Source organism: Mycobacterium sp. (assembly GCF_046095365.1).
GTDB lineage: Bacteria > Actinomycetota > Actinomycetes > Mycobacteriales > Mycobacteriaceae > Mycobacterium.
Genome location: NZ_JBJTJF010000006.1, coordinates 1 through 2,676 on the forward strand (window position 1 = coordinate 1; position 2,676 = coordinate 2,676).

A 2,676-nucleotide genomic window follows, 5' to 3' on the forward strand; every position below is an offset into this window, starting at 1 on the left:
CTCTTCGGGGAGGCGGCGAGCGTCGCGGCGGGCGGGCCCACGCTGAACCGGCTGCTGGCGCAAGGCCAGCGCGTCCGCATCCAGTTCCCGACGCCCGAGGCGCGCCAGCGGCGGCGGTGCCCCTCGGGGGGCGTAGGGCCCGGTGGGCCGCGTGGGTTGTTTCTGGGGGGTGATTGGCATGGCTCTTTTTCTCCTCCCTCTCCCTTCTTTCCTCCTTGGGGCGTGGAGGACCCCCATCCAGCGGCTCTGGCCGTGGGGCGCGCTTTGCGCCCGGCCGTGTGGGGGTTGCGTGCATGCGTTTCAAGACCTTGCCGCTAGCCGTGCGTCGCCAGTTGTCGCGCGGTGAAGCCAGCCTCGGGGGTGCCCACAGCTCTCGCCGCTCGCTACCCCCTTGCCCGCCTGGCGGCCATGGGCGGTGCCGTGCCTCGTGCCCGGCGCCGTTGGGGGGACATGCTCGCAGGGCGACCACGCGGCTGTTCATCAGCGGCGCGGCCGGGGCTGCCAGGCCCCCGGAAGCCCGGAGCGCTTGCGGCTTGGGTGGTTGGTGGGGCTCCCTTTATCCTCCCTTTTTGTTTGCGAGCGGGGTTTCGAGTAGGGGCGCCCGACCTCCGCAGCCCTCACGTCTTTGCGGGGCGGCTGCGCCTTTGCCTTTTAGGCGCGCCGCCGGTGGGTCGGGTCGTGCCGGTGTGGGTTTGTGTTTGGCGGTTTCGAGGGTTTTTTCGCCTCTTGTCACCGGCTGCCCCTTTGCCTCCCGGTCCGGTTCTTGGGCCGGGGCGGCGCTCTTCCCTGCTTGCCTCCTTTTTGTAAATGATGCAAAGCAAAGCCCTACTCGCCGCCGCCGCCACCGCCGCCGCGCGCGCCGCACCCGACAGGCGGCACGCAGAGAAGCGCAGCCGCATCCAGCTGCGGCCGCCCGACTCGCCGGCCTCCGCGATCACGCGGCCTCGGCACCACTTGGACACGAACTCGTCCAACGGGACGGGCGGGCGGTTGCGCGGGAACCAGCTGGAAGAGGTGCCCGCCAGCTCGGTGAGGTCCGAGGTGGCTGCAAACTCGGCGCGGACCAAGCGCTCGACGCTGTCGATGGTGGCGTCGACGACATCGGCCGCCGAAAACTGCTGGCCCGTCACGCGCCGCCGGCAGCGCAGGCGCCACGCCGCAGCCAGCAGCGACAGCCGCAGCGCCGCCCACAGCGCCTCGGACTCGCGGCTGGGGCGGCTGCGGCCTCGGAAGCGCGGCCGCCACCCTGCGGGGCTGTCTTGCAGCCACACCGCTGGCGTTAGCGGCGGGGCCGCGTCGCCATCGCTGACGCGCGGCCAGAGGTCGGCTAGCCAAACGACGGCCGGCCGGACGGCGGGGCACTCGAGCAGCGCGTGGAGCAGCGTCTCGACGGGCCACGATGCTGCAGCCTGCGCCAAGGCGGCTTGGGGGGAGGGGCGGCGCGCCCCCACGGCCGGAGGGGGCTCCGACGGGGCCGAGGGCCCCGCCAAGACGCAAGCCGCACACCCGCAGCACGCGGCCTCCGCCACGCCGTCGGCCCCTGGCTGCAAAAACGGCACGAGCGCGCCCCCACACGGCAAGGCGGCATGCAGCAGCAGCCATGCAAAGCAGCGCAGGGCGCGGGGGAGGGACTTGGCGAATGCCCGGCGCCACACCGCAATCCACGGCTTGCGCTGCTCACCCCCGCCAGCAAGAGCGTCCGCGCAGTCGTCGTCGCCCGCCGCCCTCGAGCCCCCCGCCGCCGCAGCTGCCGCAGCCTCCTGCCGCCGCTGCGCCGCCCGCGCCGCAGGCAGCTCCCGCGGCGGTGCCGCGTCCATCCACGGGGCGTGGTAGAGGTCGCTGAGATCGACATCGGCGGCGCGCGTGCGGGTTGCACCCACACGCGGCCGCACGTCACGGCCAGCACCCCGCGGCAGCATGGCTAGGAACTGCTGGGTTTGGCGCGCGGCAATGGCTTGCACGGCGGAGGGGTTGGGGTTATCGCTGGTGGTGTCCCACAGCCGCGGAGCAAGGGCCTTGCGCGGGGCGTATTGGGAGCCCGGGGCGCTTGCGGCCCTGAGCCGCAGCAAGCGCAAGCACGCCACCCTCACCACAAAGTGGGTGATTGCGGCGCCCTCAAAGCCCCACAGCCCTGGGTCGTGCGTCACCTCCGCCCACGGTCCCACCAGGTACATGTCGGCCGGCGGCTCCGGCGTCTCCCCTGGCGCCAGCGGCGGTTGCTGCGGCGGCTGTTGCTGGGGGGGTGGCTGGTAGAGACGGTGGCGCTGCCAGCGCGCAATGGCGTCGGTGTCGGCCGGCCCCGCCGGCGGGAGCGGTGGGGCGGCGCCTCGGCCACGCCCCGAGACGCAGGGGCAACGCGCAACGCAGCAGCCCCGCCACCCCGCTTGTGGGCCCGGCAGTGGCGCGCCCCCAGCCGGCGGGTCAAGCAGGCGCCCATCCTCGGCGACCGCAAACAGCCTGGACCCCTGCGGCTCCACAAAGCGCACCCACCTGCCGTCGCCACTGACCCGCCAGGCGGAGGCGGGCGCCTGCTTGACCCGTCGGCTGGGGGCGCGCCACTGCCGGGCCCACAAGCGGGGTGGCGGGGCTGCTGCGTTGCGCGTTGCCCCTGCGTCTCGGGGCGTGGCCGAGGCGCCGCCCCACCGCTCCCGCCGGCGGGGCCGGCCGACACCGACG

Annotated in this window: 1 protein-coding gene; it reads right to left on the reverse strand. The window is 74.1% G+C overall.

From position 1 onward, the window contains the following. Window positions 1–617: 617 nt before the first annotated feature. Window positions 618–2,174, reverse strand: coding sequence for a hypothetical protein (locus ACKOQ4_RS00280; RefSeq protein WP_526287648.1), 1,557 nt, complete (start codon window positions 2,172–2,174; stop codon window positions 618–620). Window positions 2,175–2,676 lie beyond the last annotated feature (502 nt).

What these genes read in the sequence shown, in the direction of transcription:
- ACKOQ4_RS00280 (WP_526287648.1), bottom strand. Translation starts at nt 2,174, where the DNA reads ATGTACCTGGTGGGACCGTGGGCGGAGGTGACGCACGACCCAGGGCTG.